Origin of the sequence: Legionella sp. PC997 (assembly GCF_014109825.1) — a bacterium.
Taxonomy (GTDB): domain Bacteria; phylum Pseudomonadota; class Gammaproteobacteria; order Legionellales; family Legionellaceae; genus Legionella.
Genome location: NZ_CP059576.1, coordinates 557,427 through 578,731 on the forward strand (window position 1 = coordinate 557,427; position 21,305 = coordinate 578,731).

A 21,305-nucleotide genomic window follows, 5' to 3' on the forward strand; every position below is an offset into this window, starting at 1 on the left:
ATGAGATTTTTTAATATATCTTTACCCTTAAGCGCTATTCAACAGATAGTTAGTTATCTACCCTCAGCCGATAAGAAGAAATTAAGTAAAGTGAATCACGGTTGGCGACATGTATTAATGCATCAGGGCTCTGAATTATGCATTGAAGCCCAGGATTTAACGGATGTTTCCGAATTACTACCACATATCCAAGCAATTTTACCCGTAATTCCCAAGGCCCCCATTTCCATAAAACAATTAACCGAAGGATTTTCTCCTTGGGCCAATAGTTATCTGTTGCAGGTGGGTTCTGAACGGTATGTATTACGTCATATAAGACATAAGGAAGGACGAACTCGTGAAGTATTTGCCTCAATTTTTTTCGCTCAGAAAAAAATTGCGCCCGAAGTAGAGTATTTTGATTTTTCTGCGGGGATAATCATCATGCGTTATGTAGAGAATAATCCCTCTATTAATAGCCGGCTGAATGATGAGCAATTAAAGCTTATTGCAAAAAAATTCGCAGTATTTCATTCCGGACCAAAGTTACCCCGACGCGCGGAAATTGAAAAATCAACCCTCATCACGGAACGTCGGGCCACTTTAAACAGTTACATTAAAGTTTCGCCTGTTTTTTTCTTGCAGCATTATGCGCTGATGCAACTTGATTATTTAACAGATTTAGTGAAACAAACCCATTATTGTCATAACGATATGAATCCTAATAATCTGTTAGCGACCCCCGAGGATTTCTATTTTATTGATTGGGAATGCGCAGGATTACTTGATCCATTTTTAGACTTAGCGATTGTAGTGGCCACGTTACGCTTAAAGCCTGACGCTGCAAATTCTCTTTTAACGCATTATTTAGGACGTAAGCCATTCCCTGAAGAAGAGTTGCATTATGGGTACATGCAACAAATCGCTTTATTGCGATTTGCGATAAGTTTTGCAGCAAATATCAGTGATCCCACTCGTGTTAATCAGGTCGATATCGCTTTAATTCCAGCGTTTAACGAATACCAACCTAGTGATGGTGCGATTGATAAAAGTAGTGATGCAGGTAAGTTTTATATTAGTGTGATGCTGATCAAGCAAGCCATGCAAACCATTAATGATTATCAATTTAAACGACAGCTCAATACCAAACTATTAGGAAGTATAAATAAACCGGAAAAAGATTTTAATTTTGGAGCGCTCCAACTTCCTTATTTTATCATGGGAGGAATTTTACAATATCTTCGTAAAGAGGAGCTTCTTCCTTTACGTTTGGTATGCAGTAGCTGGCGATTGTTCCTAGATGAACAGGTAATAAAACCTAAAGGACTAATTCTTGATGGGGCAGTTGACGAACTCAGTAATTCCAAAGCAATTGCAACACGTCTCAAGTCGACATTACAGTCATTTCTACCCTGGAGGGCAGGATCTTTAAAACCCCTGAACGGGGGGTTGTCTCCTTTTTGCCAGAATTTTATAGTACACGCATACAATCAAAACTACGTAATAAAAATATTAGAAGAAGACAGTGCTCAGGGATGGATAGAATTGTATGCAGCTCAAGCTGCTTCGCGTACTGGTATTGGCCCTAAAATAATTTATTTTAATGCAGCACAAAAAGTAGCTATTTTTGAATTTGTTGCCAATGATCCGAAGTGGCCCTTGGATAAATCATGGGATCGATTGGCCTCACTAAGTTCAGTAATTAGTGCCTTGCATGCAATGAAAGTTCCCAAGAGCATAAGTAAGGAAAGCCCTAAATTTTTGCAATTAAAAAAGAATGTTACAGAACTTGTTGAAAAAGATCCGAGGTTTGAAGATTTTTCCTTAGTTTTATCACTATTTAATGATTTAGATCACCTACTTAATCTAAATCCAAAAACCAGTCTGTGTCACTATGATATGAATCCTTGGAATCTATTATTTCAAACCGAAGGAACTCAATTTTCATTAATTGATTGGGAGTTTGCACGAATAGGAAATCCACTTTTTGACTTGGCAACTATTGCGAATTTCTTGCGTTTAAATGCGTTGGAAGAAACTTTTTTGCGTATTGCTTATGCAAAAGGACGTGTTACCCCTCTAGACGAGGCCTGCTACCAAATAACTAAAGCCTATGTTTATTTCCGATATGCTATTTGTTCACTTGGACTAAATACCAGTGCTGAGTTGAAGCTTGATTCAGACCTATTACTTGCATTACCACCCTTTAATCAATTCAATCCATTTCAATTAAAAATTGATAAAAATACGAATGAAGGACGCTATTATATCGCTTTAATGTTTGTAAAAGCAGCTATGAATTTGCTTAAGGACAAACAATTCATCATTCATTTAAAAACGTACCAGCAGGGGTTTAAAACGGACTATATTCCCTCCTTTTTTGCACATTCATCAGAAAGGTTAGATGAACTAAATGGAACAGGAATTGTTGCCAATAACTCAAAAGAATTCACATCTTGAGGATACTACACCCGTACTCATAGGTTTAAGTTTAAGGCTCCCCCAGATAGAAACGGAGGAAGCCTTGTGGCAATTTTTAATTGCGGGTCAAAAAACAAGAAGTTCTGTATCCTCTTCAAGAATGTGGCGTGGTGAAGATGAAACGACCTATGCCAATTTGTTTACCGATTGGAATTTTTTTGATCCCAGTTTGTTTAATCTGACTGCCAAAGATATTGCGCATCTCGATCCACAACAAAAATTAGCGTTGTATGGTGTGCACACCTGTCTGGAAAATGCAGGCATGATGCGTTCTGAACTGCAGCAAGCGACAACCGGTGTGTATGCCGGAGTAATGTCGGTGGATCACCTGCATTCTTATGCAACGACTACCTCCGACAGTGACAGTCGTTTTTTCTTAAATAATTGTGAGGCAAGTGTTGCCAATCGAGTTTCCTACTGTTTTAACTTTACTGGAGAAAGTAAGAGTATTAATGCCGCTTGCGCGAGTTCATTGGTTGCCTTAAAAGATGCCTGTGACAGCATTAGACTAGGTGAAAATGATTTTGCTTTTGTAATTGGCGTTAATTATATAGATAGTGCTTTGCGGCATCAGAGTTTCAAAAAAGCGGGTATGCTCTCGCGAAGTGGTTGGTGTCATACTTTTTCTATGCAAGCCGATGGGTATTTGCCTTTAGAGGGAATGATTACTTTGCTAGTTACCTCAAAAGCTAAGGCTGAGGCCTTAAATCTTTCGGTTCTAGGAGTGGTTACGGGAATTAGTTGCAATCACAATGGAACTACCAGTACGATGACTGCCCCTAGTGTGACTGCCCAATCCCAACTGATTCGCTTAGCCCAAAAACAATGTTCCTATCTGGATGTTGGATATATTGAGGCCCATGGCACGGGAACGAATCTTGGGGATCCTATTGAGCTTGAAGCCTTAAGTCACCATTATCCGGGTTGCTATATTGGCTCCATTAAAGCAAATGTAGGGCACATGGAAGCTGGGGCTGGATTACTCGGTGTGGCTAAGTGTTTGTTGATTTTAAAGAATCGGAAAATTCCTCCTCATGTACTTTCAGATAAAGCGAATGTTTTATTATCTGAAACGTTAAATATCAATACAGAACCGGTGGATTATAATCACTCACAAATTGCAGTGAGTTCTTTTGGATTTGGTGGTACGAATGCACATGCTATTTTGCAAAGAGTCCCTGAACGTATCCCGATAAATATCAATAAGCCTTTCAAATTACCGGTATTGCTCAGTGCAAAAACCAAAGAAGATTTGGAGTCTTTGGTGGCTCTCTCTGAAGATTATGTGTTGCAGGAAGATGCGTATCATATGGCATTAAACTCAATTTATACCCAGGAGCATTGCGTTTCTTTCCGTCAAGCAGGATGGCTTTATGAGCAACACATTACCTGGATGCCTATAAAGAATGACTATTTAGTGCTTCCTGGGGATTGTGCACCAACGAGTTCCTTGCAATTAAGATCTTATCTATCGTCTGCGTGTTTAGAGCAGTTACCCGAATACTGGGTTCATCTCATTCATGATTTTTTATCCGACATACGGTGTATTGAAGCAGAGGGCAGCGCGGTTTCTTTGGCCATCAAAGCCAATCAAAAAATCCAAACACATTTAATAGTAAATGGAACATCCTATCCAGCCCTCACTGATTTAGATGATTATGTGTTCAAACTTGTTGAGGGCTTGGTGATCGAATCGTCCCAAGTGAATCAACTTATTGCTGAAAGCATGGTCCTTTACCAGCATCAATATACATTTAGAGGATTTTTGCAAACATTACTCCCCGCAGAATTAATTGTTTTGTTTGAACAAAATGATCTACAAAAAATTCAAAATCGCTTATGCCTTTGGACCAACGAAGAAATAATGCCGAGGCATGTAGATAAAAAATTGATCCGATATGAATTGGTACTTATGCTTTTATGGGCAAGGGTACGTGTTATTAATAAATGGCAATTAAGTACGGTTAAAAATGAATTGCTCCGACGTTTCACTGCTTCTTTTGTTGAGCTTATTGCACTGCTTGAACACCAACTGCTTCTTCCTGAGGAGATTAAATTACTGGTTCAGCTTGATGATATTTATATCGAGCTCTTTAAGAGCAGATTAATTGAGCGAATCACTACACATTCTGATGCAAGTGCCTTCACTTTATTAGTTGCTTATTATAAACCAATAACGTGTATTCAAGATGTGCAAAACAGCAGTACTAATCAATGTATTGTTCATTTTAAAGCAGGTCAGCGCATTTGTATCGATCTGGATCAAGTGAGCGACAAGGATGTTTTGACCATAACTGATGAGTTGGTTTTGCAATTATGGCTTAGGGGATTTGTTATCGATTTTGAGCGTTATTTAGGATCTCTTCCTTTCCAGCGCAAGTCTTATTTTAAAGAAACAACGAAGCATTCTATAGAGAACGTAAAGCAATTTTATACTTTGCAAACCACCTTGAAATGCATTAATCAGCATGATTTTGCTCATCTAAAAACGATGCATTGGAATGAGTATTCGGTACATGATATTTTGACGCACGACCTTTGGGTCACGATCGATTACTCAGAACAAGATCCAATTCAATGGGTATTGGAAATCATTCGGCAAATCTCGGTTAAATGCAGTAATCAGCTTAAAAAACAACGGATTATTTACTTAAAATTAGATGAAAATTATTCCTCGCAAGAAGTCGAGTTAATTACGCATTTTGTCAACGCAGTAAATTTAGAAATTAACCCACTGCTTCTAAGGGTAATTGATTTTAAGGGAAGATTTTATTTGTACCAGCAAGTCGCTTTGCAATGTTCTAAGGAGGCACGTAAAGGTTTTGCTTATCGTGGAACCTATGTTTTAGTTGGAGGTGCTGGGGGAGTGGGTTTAAAGCTTGGAAGCTATCTTCAAGAAAAATACGCGGCACAAATTTATGTAGTAGGTCGCAAACCCTATGCTCAATTACATGACCAAGTACGGATACAACTCCAGCAAAATAAGATGATTTATCATTGCTGTGATCCGGGTGCAACCAAAGATTTTTTAAACTATTTAAAACAGCTTGCTGCAGCAGAAAAAATTTCAGGTATTTTTCATTTGGCTGTGGCGCGTCATGATGAGTGGTGGGTTAAGCAAAGCGAACATTCATTATCCACTACCTTAAAGCAAGTGAGTCAACGCAACAGTTGGTTAGTGTCGGAGGAACTCGCACAATACACGAAAAATCTGTATGTTTTTACCTCTATTCAAGCATATTCTCCCAATTTAGGGGCTACGATATACAGTTTTGAAGCGGCGTTAAAGAACTATTTAATTACCCAACAAAATAGTCTTCCCTGTTTTGTCACTGCGTTGGGCGTAATTGAAGGGATTGGTTTGGCCACCTCGGCTGATTACACCAAGTATATGGCAAATAATGATTTGGCTCCTTTATCGTTTGCTGAATTGATGGAATCATTTGAACTGCAAATTGATACTCAAACTCCCTTTGCTTTAATTACGGGTCGCACGAAACCGCACAATTCTATAACTCCGGTGACAGTCAATAAAAATCAGATCTTGGAAGAGTATGTGGCATTAAGCCTTTTATTACGAATCAACCAATCTGTTCCTATGCATGGTCGAAAGCTGGAGATGATTTTTCCAGCGTTCCAAAAACATTTTCAAAAATTAGTTCGGGAATTATTTAATATCTGGCAAAAACTGCAGCTCGTGCGCATGGAAGAGAATTTTATTTTTATTGCCCAAGAGATAAGCCAACTTGAAAAGTTAAAAAGCAATTATGAAGATGAATTAAACGAAGGAAATTATTCCTCCCGGCTTAAATTATTTATCGCAGTATGTGACCAATATCCTGAGATATTATCCGGTGCTTTGTTGCCACACCAAGTTATTTTCCCTCAGGGTAATACGGAATTAGTACAAGGTTTTTACGAACATCATGTGGTTGCTGACTATGCGAATCAGATGGTGGCGAGGAAACTAAGAGATTACAGTCGATTATCCCAAAAACCCATAAAAATTCTTGAGGTAGGTGCGGGCAGCGGTGCTTCAACCCGAGCTATTTTAACAGAGCTACACGATCAATCATTTACTTATTATTTCACCGATATTTCTTCTGCATTGGTCAATAAAGCAAGGCGCAATTTTTCGGAGTATGAGCATTCCATGGAGTTCCGAGTATTTGATATGGAACAGATGGATGCGCAACATGAGTTTTATCAAGCATTTGATGTGGTGATCGCGACAAATGCCATTCATGCAACGAGTGATATTTTAAATTCACTAAAGAGTTTGAGCGAATGTTTGGCTGATAGTGGCCATTTATTATTAAATGAATTAGTTGAAAAGACGAATTATACCACTGCTATCTTTGGTTTATTTGATGGATGGTGGAATGCCAAAGACCAACATTTACGGCAAATGAATTCCCCTTTACTGAGTGCAGAACAATGGATATCAGTGCTGCAGAAAATGAATCTAACCGATATTGAGTATCAATACTCTTGTTTAAATTTCTCTTCTGCAGAACAAATTGTTATTGATGCCAAAATAAAACGTGAACCTCAGATTAAAAAACAGCCTGCGTTGATGATGGGCGACGCAAAAGGTTCCGCAGAGCTTGTGGGAACACAAGACGTATCAGTTTATCCGGATAAAAATCCACAATGGATCATTGAACAATTGGCCCAAACACTTTATTTGGATAGCAAAACGATTCAATTAGAAGATCGATTGTCGGAGCTTGGTTTTGACTCATTAAGTTTAAGTGACTTATACCAAAAATTAAAAACTAGATTTCCTGATCTTGGTATTGCGGAATTGTTTGCGGTCGATACGGTGGATGCTCTAGTAAAACGATTCACTGACCATGAAGGAATCAAAATTCCTGATATTCATTTTGAACTAAACCATTATAATCAGGAAACAGATATTGCCATTGTGGGACTGAGTTATCAGCTTCCCCACACAGGATCCGATGATTTTATTTCTATGCTGCAACAGGGTAAAACCGCGTTTGCACCTATTCCTAAATCACGTTGGGAACATGAGTCCTTCTTTTATGCACAAAAAGGAAAGCAGGGAACCTCTTATGCCCATAGTGGCAGTTTTTTAAAGGATATCGATTGCTTCGATGAAGCTTTTTTTAAACTCTCCCCACGTGAAGCTGCTTTTATCGATCCGCAAGAACGTTTGCTGTTGCAAAATGCTTATTTTGCCCTTGAGGATGCGAAGGCTTTCCCTATCGCCTCGGACAATAAAATCTCTGTATTTGTGGGGATCAGTGGCGCTTATTATTCTTGGTTAAACGAAGATTGGACGACTCAAAAACATGCTAATTCTGCGTGCGCTTATTGGTCCGCAGCAAACCGAATTTCGTACAGTTTTAATTTGCATGGTCCCAGTATGGCGGTGGATACAGCATGTTCGTCTTCGCTATCCGCGCTTCATTTGGCATGTCAAAGTGTGTTAGCTGATGAATCGACTATGGCGGTAGTGGGTGGAGTAAATTTAATTGTACACCCACGACAAATGGTAGAGCTCTCTGATTTACACATGCTTTCAGCTCAAAGCATTAACGCCACCTTTTCGCAAAATGCAGATGGGTTTGTGTATGCTGAAGGGGTTGTGGCTTTATGCATTAAAAAATTAAATGCGGCGGTTGCAGAAGGGAATAAAATTTATGGAGTCATCAAAGGCAGTGCGCTCAATTCAGGTGGCAAAATGCATGGTTATACCGTGCCAAATTCTGAAGCCCAAAAACAGGTTATCCTTGCTGCCTTGCAAAAAGCAGGGATTAATTCCTGGCAAATCAATTATATTGAGGCACATGGTACAGGCACAATTTTAGGTGACCCTATAGAAATAAAAGCATTAGGTGAGGTCTATCAAAATAAAGCTTTCCTAGGTTCAGTTAAAAGTAATATGGGTCATAGTGAAGCATGTGCTGGTTTGGCGGGTTTGGTACGAATCTTATTGCAGTATCATCATGAGGAAATCTTCGCTGGAGTAAATGCTTGGCCGTTGAATGAACATTGTCATTTTGAAAAGACCCAGTTCATTATCCCAGAACAAAACATTCCGTGGGAACACAGTAGGGGAGCACGTTTTAGTGCACTCAGTTCTTTTGGTGCGGGTGGTTCAAATGCCCACATTATTTTACAAGATTATCCTTTTATTCCTGAAATGTGCACTCAACATCATACGTTTAAAAAACAAGCCCATTGGAGTATTCCTAAGAATTATTCGGCAATAATTGAAGAATATCCCTTAATTCTGGAAACTAAAGCCTATTATTTTGAACAACATCGATTACATCAACGTCCAATATTACCTGGTGTGGCGCATATTTATTTTTGTTATCAAGCCTATCTACGGAATAAAGAAAAGGCGTCGCTTCGAATCAGCATTCGCGACATAAAATGGCTTAATCCTATTTATGCGGATCATGAAACAGATACCCATTCACTCATAGTTCGTTTTAAACCGGAAGACACCCATCTTCTTTGTGAATTAACCGGGACCCTATTGTATTCAAGCAGTACTTATCATTCTTTAAATGAAGTTCCAGTGATCAGCGAATATGCTTCATTTGCTAAAGAGTGCACTCACGAGCTGTTAACGGCGACAATGTATGCACAATTTCGCCGTAATAATTGGTATCATGGTGAAGCATTTCAATCCGTACACACTCTTCGCGTAAATCCACAACAAAATAAAGCGGTTGCCACATTAATACTCGCAGATGCTCAAGAAGTACCTACCTTGGATCCCCGTTTATTTGATGGTGTTTTGCAATGTGTTTCAGTGTTACAAGCAGAGTTGCCAAGAGATCAGGTATACATTCCTCAAAAGATTGAGGTGTTAAATTTAGTTCACGACTGGACTACTAAAATTTATGTAGCTGTGGAAGACAAATCTCTCCGTGAATTTTCTCCTCGCTATGATATTTCTATTTTTGATGAGCAGTATCGTTTGGTAAGCCATATTAGTGGTTTTTGCATGATTCCTATTCACAAACAACAAATTATTCCGCAGATAGATTCTTCTGACGAATCCAGAAATTTAGCTGCATTATCCGCTTCTGAGCTCATGTCCTTCGAAGTCAAAGTGAGTCAAAAACCAATTCATTATTTTAAGCCCTTTTGGCAGCGCATTGATTGTGAAAAGGCAAAAGAAAGAACGATTGAGTGGTTGACTGCCACCCAAACACCCAGCATTGATTCGGCTTGTTCTATAATGCGGGTAAATCAAGTACACAATACAACTCAATTTATAAGCCTCCTACAGAATGTACAACATGCTGTGCAAACACGAAAAAAATTACAGCTGATTTTATGTTTTGAGGATTCGGGAGAAACTGCTGTTTACGCCCAGGCAATCCATGCTTATTTACGTACAGCACAACGTGAGTTTCCTGAACTCCGTTACAGCGTAGTCCTTTTGCCTTGGGAATTGAGCGCTCAACTCTTGTCACAGGTAGCCGAGAAGGAATTGCCTACCTGGGTTAAAGTGAACCGGGAGGGTGCTTTTCATACTCAATATTACCATGCGGTTACTCCAGAGCAAAAAGAAGTCCGTTTGTTATTTAAAAAAAATGGGGTATACGTTATTGCGGGAGGACTGGGTGCGATTCCGCAAATTATTGCTCAATACCTGGTGCATCAATATCAAGCCCATATTCTACTTCTGGGACGACGTAATCCATCCATTGACAACATGCATTGGTTAGGCCAAAACAACATCAGCTACAAGCAAGTTGATCTCGGTGACCGTGAGACCCTGCACGCCTTGATCGCTCAGTTTGTTTCAGAACATGGGGGTGTCTTGAATGGTTGTATTCAGGCAGCTGGTGTTCAACAAGATAGTCTTATTATTAATCAGTCAGCGGCAGCAATTGAAACGGCTTTGACCGCAAAAGTAATTGGGACTTTAAATTTTGATAAAGCGACCAGGGGCTATCATCTGGATTTTTTTCTTTTGTTGTCTTCCTACTCTTCGATACTCGCTAATGTTGGGCAGTCTATTTATGCAGCTGCTAATGGATTTTTAGATGGTTTTTCCGTTTTACGAGAATCCTGGCGTATCCAAGGAAAGTGCTCAGGATTTACTTACAGCATTAATTTGCCTTTTTGGGAACAAGGAGGCATGCAGGTCAGTGAGTCAGTTTTAGCACGCATGCAAAAAGAATGGGGAATGGAGGCAATTAGCAATGCTACGGGATGTCACATTTTTGAAACATTATCCGTTTTACCTTGGCCGCAAATTATGGCGCATCAAGGTGAGCCAGGAATCATTTTACAGCACTTAAATGATTTGAAATCAACGCAACAATACAGGTTTGAAGTGAATATGGAATTTAAACTCTTCGTGGTCAACACGATTAAAAAAGTATTAGAACTTAAGGAGCATTTTGAGCTAACAGCCTCTTTTGGCGATCTTGGTTTTAACTCAATTTTATTTACTGAGTTGGCCAATTATTTAAATGATACCTATGATTTGGCAATCACCCCGGCTACTTTTTTTGGTTATAAAACCGTTGCCGAATTCATTAGCCATTATGAGCAGGCTATATCTCCTGCGGCGGGGAGGATTCAATCCGAAGAGGTAAAATCATTTACCCCTCATCATGTGCCTAGAGAAGATGTGCCGGTGATTATCGGGTTCAGTGCGCTCTTACCAGGATGTAAAAGTTTACACGATTTTTGGCAATTGTTAGTGAATCAAAACCATGTCTTTAGCCAAACTCCTGCAAATAGGTTGCATTACATGCAACAACATCCGGGGACATTTATTGAGGGTGTTGAGGCATTTGATGCGGCTTTTTTTAATCTGTCACCATTGGAGGCCATGGTGATGGATCCCCAGCAACGACTGTTATTGCAGGAGGTATGGCATGCCTTAGAAATGGGGGGCATCAACCCCTTTCACTTAAAAGGATCCGCAACAGGGGTTTATGTGGGGGCGTCCACTTTTGATTATGCTAAACAATTAACGCGAAACCAAGTGAACAATCCCTACATTCCAGTTGCAACCGTACATAGTTTACTCGCGAATCGAATATCTCATTTTTTTGATTTAAGTGGCCCTAGTGAAGCATTAGATACGGCCTGTTCCAGTAGTTTATATGCCCTAGATCGCGCCGTAAAAGCCATCAAGCAAGGGGAGATTGAGCAAGCAATTGTATGTGGAGTGAATCTGTTACTCGATGATGAATTCTTTAATGCGTTCACTCAATCAGGAATGCTGTCCTCTACGAACATCTGCAAACCTTTTGATAAGCAAGCAGATGGATACATTCGAGGGGAAGGAATTATTGTCGTTATTCTCCAGAACCAAGCGCGAGCACAGTCACAAAATAATACGATTTATGCCAGGATTCTTGGAAGCGGGGTCAATCATACGGGTAAAGCTAATACCCTCACTTCACCCAGCTCAATAGCGCAACAAAAACTGTACGAACATATCTATAGTTCGATTGATATAGAACGCATTAGTTATATTGAAGCCCATGGGACAGGCACCTCACTAGGTGATCCTATTGAGTTGGAAGGTTTGAAAAGTTTTGTGGCTGATAAAAATGTAGCGATTGAAGTGGGCTCAGTCAAAGGCAATATTGGCCATCTAGAACCTGCTTCAGGGTTGGCTGGCTTAATAAAAATTTTGTTGATGTTTCAATATCAAATGATTCCAGGACAAGCGAATTTATCTGAAATCAATCCATACCTTAAATTGCAGCAATCGGGCCTGTCGATCAGTGAAGAATCTCATGCATGGCAACAAAAGCATCTTCATGGAGCATTGATTCCTCGATGTGCGGCGGTAAGTTCTTTTGGTTTTGGCGGGGTTAATGCGCATGTTGTTTTAGAGCAGGGTACTCTAAATCAACGACCTCGAATCGACTCTTTTGTACCGTTAATCCCTCTTTCGGCAGCCAATGAAAAAAGCTTGTATGACTTGGTAAAAAATTACATTACCTGGTTGCAAGAAACGCCTCATTTGGAACCGCAAAGTTTCTGTTTTACCCTACAAAAAAGACGTCTTCATCATCGATATCGAGTGATTTTCCAATGGCATAATCAGCGACAATTAATTCAGCAGATGCAGGATTGGCTTGATTCATCAGTATTTCCTTATATTAGCGATAACTATCAATCCATTGCCCAAGCTTATCTGAATGGGGAGGTTGCTTTTAGTCCTCCAGCAAACGCGGATGAAATGATGCCTGTTCATGGGACTCCAGCTTATCCTTTTATCCGTAAAAAACTCTGGTTTAAAACTCCAGAAAATCACTTAGTTTATGTGAGTAAAGAGCTGCCGGCGGAAATGATACATCAACCGTTATGTAACCAAAATATTGTAATCATACATGAGGATTGTTGTGCCGGGCTACTTAAACCAATTAGCTCACAACTCGAAAAAAATAATAAGGTTTATAGTTATAACTTGAGTGAGTTTAATCTGGATGAATTTAAGATATTTTTAGAGGTTCGCCCTGATATAGATCACTTTATTATTTATCCGCAGTATCCTGACTTTAATTTAAAGATTAATTTATTTCAACAGGATCCTCTCGGTCTAGTTCAGCCTTTATTTGATTTATTGAAAACGACGTTACGCTCCAATTTGTTTACAAAAAAAATTACTATTGGGTGGTATTCTTATACTGCTCAGGCCAATCATCCACAAGTAGCAATGGTTAGCGGGTTATTAGGATCTTTAGCTAAAGAAATGCCCCATTGGCACGTGCACCATTTAATTATGGATACCCCTTTAGAGCAGTCGATGTTGGATCGGGTAGCTCCAGGAGCCTCTCAAACCATTGAGTATCGAAAAAAACAGTACTGGTTTCCTTCTCTGGAGTTAGCTCCAGAGGGTGAGGAAAAGGATTTTTTAATATCGCATAAGACGTATTTGATCCTTGGAGGTATGGGTGGTATCGGTCGTCTTTTGACGCAATTTTTGATTGAATCATACAAAGCTAAGGTTATTCTTGTAGGGCGTAGTGCTTTAGATGAAGAGGCACGACAATTTATCCAAGCATATGGAGAGCAAGTTGAGTTTATTCAAACCGACGTAACTCATGAAGCAGAATGCGCGTTGCTCATTAAGTATCTGCAGGTGAAATATCCCATAATCCATGCAGTATTTAATTTGATTATGCAATTGCAAGACAGCACGGTTGATTCGATGACTTGGCAACAATTTAGCCACGTGATTCATGCCAAATTATTCAGTGCTTATTTTATTTATCAGTTGCATCAACAAATACAAATTGACGCTGCAGTGATTTTTTCCTCCATGCAAAGCAGTGCGTGTCTAGCAGGCCAGGCCAACTATGCCGCGGCGAGCAATGCCTTGGATGCCTATTGTTTGCGCTTGGAACAGGAAGCCGCATTACCTGTTAAAATTATCAATTGGAGTATTTGGCAAGAAGTTGGGGCAGTCACTGATTCGTTTTATCTCGAACGAGCGCGCGATTTAGGTTTTATTCCTTTGACCACACAACAAGCATTGGAATCGATGCAACTAGGTTTAAATAGCCCCTATGCCCAGTTTGCAATTCAAAATAAAAGTGCGGCGCACGGTCTGCAGACGCGAACCGTTTTACCCATTAAAGCAGGACTAAATGGCGTGAACCAATTCGTTTATTGCTTGGCTTCTGATTTGCGAAAAAGGCAGAATTTTCACGACAATATACTCCCCAAATACACCCGATTGGTTACCTATTTAACTGGATTACCTGAAGTTTCTGCCCCTGCCGAATCATTGCATCATTTGCTTGAGCGCTGTTGCCAAGAGCATCCGGATTATGAGGCATATTATCGTTTGGCATATCTTTGTTATTTGAACTACAAACTAATCCTTGAGGGAAACAAAGCCGCCGCAGAGATCATTTTTTCAGAAGAGGGACTTAAATTATTGTTCGCTCTTTATGCTCAAAGTCCTGAGTCAAAAATGTGTAATCAATCCATCGCACGACATATTGCCGAATATCTTAAGAACTGTACGCAACGGGTAAAAATTTTGGAGCTAGGTGCGGGAGTAGGTGCAACCACAAAAACATTGATGCATGTATTAAATGACTATGAGCAGCTTGATTATTATTATACGGATGTCTCTTCCTTTTTCCTGAATCAAGGTAAAAAATTACAGGAACACGTACATTTTAATTTGCACTGCGAACACTTAGACATGAATCACTTAGCACAAGTGGCTGATGATTCCTACGATGTGGTGCTCGCTTCGAACGTAATTCATTTGGCAAATGATTTAGAGTATACGCTTAAAGAAATGCAACGTATTCTTAAGCCACAAGGGATATTTTTACTTAATGAGGCAGTGCAAGAACAAGCGTATTTAAATTTTATTTTTGGTTTATTTGATGGTTGGTGGCAAGCGAGCGGCGCCGAGCGCTTAAATGCTTCTCCTTTGTTAAGCCAGGATCTTTGGCTGCAAAAATTAACCGCAGCAGGTTTTGATCTTTCAGAACAACATTTCCGCGAGCAAGTAACCGTGCAAAAGGTATTTTGTTGTCACAGGAAGCAGTCTAATTCCAACTCATCGGTTTCTTGGACACCGTCTCCTCCATTTTGTGAGGAAGGAATAATTACACAGAAAATTGCGGAATTCGTTCTTGAAGCACTTCACTTCCCTAAAAACGAGACTGTTGAATTAGACCGTCCTTTGGCAGAAATGGGGCTTGATTCAATTACGGGCGTCAGTTTAGTAACCCATATTAATAAAGCATTTAATTTATCATTACGCACGGCTGTCATTTTTGATTATCCTACTTTGCAGCGTTTAGCAGCATTTGTTCAGTCTCAGCTAAAGGAAAAAGAACCTATCATTCCAGAAAGACAGCCGGTAGATTTATTTGCAGGGGAATTGATTAATGATTAAGCAACGACGTAAATATACTTACAGTCCCCAAAGTAATTTGTACTGGTTGGCGCACCAGATTGATGGTCATTATGTGTTCCCGCTCGATAATTTACTCATGATGATCTACTCCACTTTGAAGCCTTTAGCTACTGCACAAGTCATGCAATTAACTGAGCTTGAATTAAAGAAATTATTAATTGCCGAAGAAGAACAAACGATTAATTTAGTTCTCGAAATCGATCCCATAAATCATTATTGCAGCATTGAGCAATTGCATGGTGATGGCAGTAAGGAAATCGTTTTACGAAGTAATTATCAATTTAAATTAGAAAGCGAAATAGATAAAGTACGAGAATTTTTGTCTACATCCTTAGGCGACATGTCTGTGGTATCCATGGATCCTAAGGTCCACCCAACAAGTTTATCGGGAAGACGGGAATTTCGTTTTAATAACACTATAGCGAAGAGTGATTTTTATCAGAAGGATTCGTTACACTACTTAGGGGATTGTTATCGGATTATTGAACAATATCATTTGAATGATTCATTTTTTGCAGTCCTAAATCCTAAGGCCAGTTATCCTGCTGTTTTGGGGAGCATGTTGCATTCTTTGATTTATCTTGATGATCCTTGTTTTCAGAAAAATCCTCGTCCCGGATTACCTAAAAAAATCAAAAGAGTGTTATTTCATGTCCGGAATCAGCCTAATGAATTTTTATATGCTAAAGACCAAGACGCTACGGTTTGTGATGCGCAGGGAAATTGGCAAGTCATTATGGAAGGAGTTGAGCTCACGCGATCTAAAACACCTGAAATTAAAACGCTTAAAGAGCCTTTAGATATTGCTGTAATTGGTATGGCGGGGCAATTTCCACAAGCTAAAAATCTGGAAGAATTATGGCGTGGTTTATGTGAAGGATTTAATGCGATTACCCCCTTAGAGAAACGAGGAGAACACAATTTTCGTGAGCCCAATTATGCTGGGTGGTTAACTGATGTCTTTGCCTTTGATCCCGAATATTTCCATATACCAAAAATTGAAGCGCAAGCGATGGATCCGCAACAGCGTTTATTTTTAGAAACAGCAGCAACTGCGTTAATGGATGCGGGTTATTCCCCCATGGAACTTCCTGATAAATTCTGCGGTGTTTTTGTGGGGGCAAGCCAGAATAATTATTTGACACACAGTTTACAAAAACCTATTGCCCAAAGTTTTTGGGGAAATGCCCCATCAGTTATTGCTGGACGAGTTTCTTATACTTTTAATCTAACGGGACCGGCAATTACTTTTGATACCGCATGTTCTTCTTCCTTAGTTGCCATACATCAAGCGTGCCAGGCGATTAAAAATGGTGAATGCTCGAGTGCTCTTGCAGGCGGGGTGTTTATTATGAGCAATGATAATTTTCTCCAGCAAGCACATCATGCCAAAATGCTCTCACCAGATTATGCTTGTCAAACCTTTGGGGATAAAGCGAATGGATTTATTCCCGGCGAAGCGGTTGGCTGTGTTTATTTAAAGCCTTTAGCGCAGGCGCTTCAAGATCACGATCCCATTTATGCCGTAATTAAGGCTAGTGGGGTGAATCAAGATGGACAATCAAATGGCATTACCGCACCTAATGGTTTAGCACAGACGTCACTAATGCAACAGATATACACTTCCTATGGCTTATCAACGAAGGATCTCGCATACATTGAAACTCATGGAACAGGTACCGAACTGGGTGATCCTATTGAAGTACATGCGTTGCAGCGATTATTTACAACACAGTCTACGAATCCGGAACAATCATGTGGCCTAGGAAGCATAAAATCCAATATCGGTCATACAGTCCATGCCGCCGGGGTGTGTGGTTTTATCAAAACTATTTTATGCAGCTATTTCCAACAAATTCCAGCAACACTTCATTGTGAACGTGAAAATCCACAAATTGATTTTGCCAGTACCTCCTTTTATCCCGTCAAAGAATTAAGCCCATGGCCTAAAAATAAACCGCTTGCAGCAGTAAGTTCATTTGGATTTTCTGGTACCAATGCCCATGTGGTCATCCAACAGTTTGCCAATCAGAATAGGCCTCAGTTTCCAGTACACCCATTCAAAAAAATTCAGTGTTATTGGGAGTACACTTCAGAATATACCTTATCCGCGGATCAGACTTATTTCAGTCAGCATCTCGTAAATCATCAGGCCATTTTACCAGGGGTAGTGAGTCTGGCCTTAACTCAGTATTTCCTTAATGAACTACCCTTATATTGTGTGAATGTGCATTGGCTCAAAGCATTGCCTGCACTTAATCCATTGTTGAAGGTTAATATAAATAGAACTCATAGCGCCCTTGAACTCCTTCATGATGGAGATTCGTTTTTTAGAGCAGAATTTGCAGAACATGAAAAAGACATAGTCCCCTTTAATTTGCATGAGTTCAAACGTATCTCCCAAACAATTGACTGCACTGAATTTTATCGCTGTTTTGAACAAGCAGGGATTAACTATGGTCCGGATTTAAAAAACATCAAGCAACTTTTTGCCTTAGAAGACCGGGTTTTTGCTCCGATTCAATTTAATGGAGATTTTAGCGAGTTTTTGTTTAATCCTTACCTCCTAGACGCTGCGTTACAAACCGTTGGCTATTTCACTTTGTATCAACAACAACCGCTTTCTTTACCGGTAAGCGCTAAAAAAATGATACTTCTTAAAAAGTTAGGGAATCATGCTTTAGTGTGCACAAAAAAAATAGGCCCGCTTAGTTTTCATATTCAAATTTTTGATGAAGAGGAGACACTGTGTGTCGTAATTGAAGAATTAAAAGCGCATTATCTTATAACATCTTATCGTCCTACTACGCCCGGCGATTTATCTGCAGGATCCAGAAATATTGAGACCTCATTGGATCCCGCGGATAAGCCGCGGGACGTAGGAGTACATGCACAAGTACTGAATACATCAGCAAACCTACCGCTTGCATCCCAGGGGTTGTCCACCGATGTAGATAATGCAGGAGTAGATACAAAATCGACTCAAGAATTAGTCTATTCTATTTTTTCCCATCGCCTAAACATGACCTCTGATGAGCTAAAAAGAGTGGGCCAATTTAGTAAGCTAGGTTTAGATTCTTTATTGGCTATGGATATTATTTTTGATTTAGAATCTCATTTTGGCAGTCAACCCAAAACGCTGTTATTTGACCATACAACGTTTGATGAATTAATAGCACATTTCAGCATTCATACTCCTCGAAGACGCGAAGAGCAAAAGCCACAGCCTTGGTCCGTCCCAATTTCTTCTGCAGCGGATATGGCAATTATTGGCATGGCTGTTAATTTTCCTCAAGCTTCTGATTTCACCTCATTCATCGAGATTTTGGAAAACGAGAAAAATTGCATTCAGCCAATTGATAGTCGAAGTTATGGTTTTGGCGCATTGCTCGAAAATGCCAATGATTTTGATGCCCTTTTTTTTAATATTGCGCCTAACGATGCATTGATAATGTGTCCGCAAGAACGAATTATGCTGCAAAACGCATGGCATTGCTTGGAAGATGCGGGAATTCGTCTTGACAATCAACCTCAATCCGTTGGGGTGTTTATTGGTGCTATGAATAATTTTTATCAATTAACGGGTTTTGAAAAAAGCTTAAAAGAACAAAAAACAGTTTTAGCGAATTCAACTGCTGCAAGTATTGCCAATCGAATTTCCAGTGTGCTTAATTTTACTGGACCGAGTCTTACGCTTGACAGTATGTGCTCCTCTTCATTAACCGCATTACATTTGGCAATGCAAGCCATTCTTGCCAATGATGTATCCATGGCTTTAGTGGGAGGGGTAAATCTCATAAGTCATGATTATAAATATCAAGAACTCTTGCATCGAAATATGTTATCGCTTCAGGGACATTGTGCCAGTTTTGGAGAACACGCCGATGGCTATGTACCAAGTGAAGGAGTCGTGAGCATTTTAATCAAACCCCTCCACGCAGCAATCCGTGATGGGGATCGTATCCATGCCGTGATTAAAGGCAGTAGTGTCGCTCATAATGGGACCAGTTCAGGTTATACCGTTCCTAATGCAAATGCCCAAGCAGAAGTAATTAAAAAAGCAATCGTAAACGCAGGGTTAAAACCCGAAGACATCAGTTATGTGGAGTGCCATGGTACTGGAACCCAATTAGGGGATCCGATTGAAATAAAAGGTTTAAGCAAAGTATTTACCGAGCGGGATTCGCCATGCTTTATTGGTTCCTTAAAATCAAATTTAGGCCATATGGAAGCAGCCGCAGGGCTTGCAGGTATGGTCAAAGTAATCGCACAAATGCAACAAAAAAAGCTTTATACAAGTCTGCACGCGAGCAGTCTGAACCCTAATATTCAATTGCCTAAATCATTAATTCTATGTCAAAACCCATCCAGTTGGTCTGTTCATCCTAAGGACCAGTGTTATTATGCGGGTGTGTCTAGCTTTGGTGCAGGTGGCAGTAATGCGCATGTGATTTTACAAAGCTATGAGCATACGATTCAGCCTAAAGTTAGTCCCCTGCCGCGAACCGTATTTCAAAACCGTCGCTATGCTCATGAAGTTGAAAATAGCACGACTCCAGATCGATTTTATGAATATGTATGGCAGCAACAGGAACAACTTACGAATAAACCGCTGGTGCCCGCATCATGTAAATGGGTGGTGCTAAGCACTAAAAGTAATGAAGCAGAGATAAGAAAACATTTGGCTCAAGATGTTATCCACTTTATTTATACCTCTCAAAGTGAATGGCACTTCCCTCAAGAGCAGAGCGTAGTAACGTCAAAACAAATAATCGAGTTATTGCCTGATGAGTTTATATTGCTTGATTGCTGCAATGATGAGCTTGAGTTAATTGAACATTTAAGTTTTTTACAACAGATTGCTCTCGCCACTAAAAAAGGAACGATACTGCAGATTAACGAAAGCCATTCACCTAACTTGGAGGTGATCGCTTATTTTCTGAGGTGCATGAATGAACAAACTATAGGATTAAAAACAGCTACCCTAGTGCTGGAGCCTCCATTTTTTACCTACGAACTCATTCAAGAGGAATTAAGGCAAATAAACCTTAATTATCATAAAATTCGTTATACTCAAGCACAGCGCTTTATCCAAGTATTACAAGAGCGGGAATATAAGAAATCAGCCTCTATTTCCATAGACTCGGAAAAGGTTTACTTAATTACAGGCGGTACGAGTGGTATCGGTGCGGAAGTTGCAAAGTGGCTCGTTGCGCGCGGTGTTCGTAAATTAATTTTAACTGGAATTACCCCTTTACCCCAAGAAAATTTATGGGAGCATTATCTGCAGTCGTCTTGTAAGGCAGGAAAAACCGTTCAATTGATTCACCAATTAAAAAAGCAAGGTTGTGTAGTGTTTTACTACATCGGAGATTTAGCTCAAGAGGAATTATTAGCCACTTTTTTAAAAATAGTCATGAAGGAAAAAAGTCATTTTGGTTGGATTTTCCATTGTGCAGGCGTTACCCCAAAGCAAACCAAGTCCCTCACTGAGCTTACCAAAAATGAGTTCGCTCAAATGTTCCATCCTAAAAAAGCAGCACTTGATGCGTTATGGCCGGTAGTAAACTCTTATGGATTCGAACGATTAGTTCTTTTTTCTTCTGTATCAGGGGTTCTTCCAGAACTTGCAATGGGGGTCGTTGATTATGCTTTGAGTAATCATTATTTAAACGCATTTGCCCAACTGCATCCGGGAAAAGTATTGAGTATTGCATGGCCTGCATGGAATGAGTTTAGTAAAAACGCGGAGCGAAGTAGCAGTTATCAACGAAGCCAACTTGGAAGTTATAAAACCCATGAAGCCCTGGCATTACTTACAACGTTATTAGCTTCTGCAACAAGTTCTTCAGTGATCATGCCAAGTAAGAATGGCCGTTCTCTAAATGCTCCTTTGTCAGAGCAGAATTTATCAATTCCAAGCAATGCATTAGAG

3 protein-coding genes (1 of these 3 only partly in view) are annotated in these 21,305 nt (G+C 39.8%); all 3 read left to right on the plus strand.

Annotated features, from left to right (window positions below; genetic code table 11):
• Tightly spaced (each overlapping or abutting the next), the 3 genes in view from HBNCFIEN_RS02380 to HBNCFIEN_RS02390 form a layout consistent with a single transcriptional unit that may run on beyond the window.
• Positions 1-2,439 carry a phosphotransferase gene (locus HBNCFIEN_RS02380; RefSeq protein WP_182392553.1) on the plus strand — a complete coding sequence of 813 codons (2,439 nt, stop codon included), beginning with the start codon at positions 1-3 and terminating at the stop codon, positions 2,437-2,439.
• A complete protein-coding gene (locus HBNCFIEN_RS02385; RefSeq protein ID WP_182392554.1) occupies positions 2,393-15,349 on the plus strand; it encodes an SDR family NAD(P)-dependent oxidoreductase in 12,957 nt (4,318 codons plus the stop codon). Before HBNCFIEN_RS02380 ends, HBNCFIEN_RS02385 begins: the two co-directional genes overlap by 47 nt.
• On the plus strand, positions 15,342-21,305 hold the 5' portion of the coding sequence (locus HBNCFIEN_RS02390) for a beta-ketoacyl synthase N-terminal-like domain-containing protein (protein ID WP_182392555.1). Its footprint extends 1,581 nt past the window's final position; the window shows 5,964 of its 7,545 coding nt (coding positions 1-5,964); its start codon is at positions 15,342-15,344; its stop codon lies beyond the right edge, outside the window. Before HBNCFIEN_RS02385 ends, HBNCFIEN_RS02390 begins: the two co-directional genes overlap by 8 nt.

What these genes read in the sequence shown, in the direction of transcription:
- HBNCFIEN_RS02380 (WP_182392553.1), top strand. Translation starts at nt 1, where the DNA reads ATGAGATTTTTTAATATATCTTTACCCTTAAGCGCTATTCAACAGATA.
- HBNCFIEN_RS02385 (WP_182392554.1), top strand. Translation starts at nt 2,393, where the DNA reads ATGGAACAGGAATTGTTGCCAATAACTCAAAAGAATTCACATCTTGAG.